Origin of the sequence: Bacillus hominis, from assembly GCF_018332515.1 — a bacterium.
Taxonomy (GTDB): domain Bacteria; phylum Bacillota; class Bacilli; order Bacillales; family Bacillaceae_G; genus Bacillus_A; species Bacillus_A hominis.
Genome location: NZ_BOQD01000535.1, coordinates 1 through 676 on the forward strand (window position 1 = coordinate 1; position 676 = coordinate 676).

1 protein-coding gene is annotated in these 676 nt (G+C 34.8%); it reads right to left on the reverse strand.

Translation table 11 applies throughout. The annotated features are described in order from the left end of the window. On the reverse strand, positions 1-487 hold a 487-nt coding region (locus KI356_RS27180), incomplete at its 3' end, for a preprotein translocase subunit SecY (RefSeq protein WP_369009438.1). Positions 488-676 lie beyond the last annotated feature (189 nt).

Sequence of the window (676 nt, forward strand, 5' to 3'; positions counted from 1 at the left end):
AAAATGCAGTACCAGCAGTTAAAACTGTCGCAATGAATAAGTATGTAGTCCAGCTTTGATCTGTAATTAATTGTCCACCTGCTATATTATTAAAACCATAAGACATCCCAATGGATTGTATGAATGCGAGAATGATTGTAAAGTATCGAGTAAATTGAGCTGATTTCTTACGGCCCATTTCTCCTTGCTTTGCCCATTCTGTAAATTTAGGTACAACGTCCATTTGTAGTAATTGTACAATGATAGAAGCTGTAATATATGGTGTGATACCTACAGCAAAGATTGAGAAGTGTTGCAGTGCTCCCCCGCCAAATACGTTCAGCATGCCTAAAACGTTGGCTTGATCTTGTACTTTTAATACCTCTGCGTTAGTATGAGGAACTGGAATAAACGTGCCAATTCGAAAAACAATTAGCATCGCTAGTGTAAAAAGAATTTTGTTTCTTATCTCAGCTACTCTCATGAAATTTGAAATCGTACGAAACATTATGTCGCCTCCTATATTTTTATCAGTTCAAAACTGATTATTATATCCCGATGAAGTAACCACAAACCTCCTTCCGCATTAAATTCATTTGACAAATGGAATTTTATACATTTTGTAGTTTTCACGGATATAAAAATATAAGGTGTTATACAAGCGATTTATTAACTTTTCGTAATCATTCAATACCCA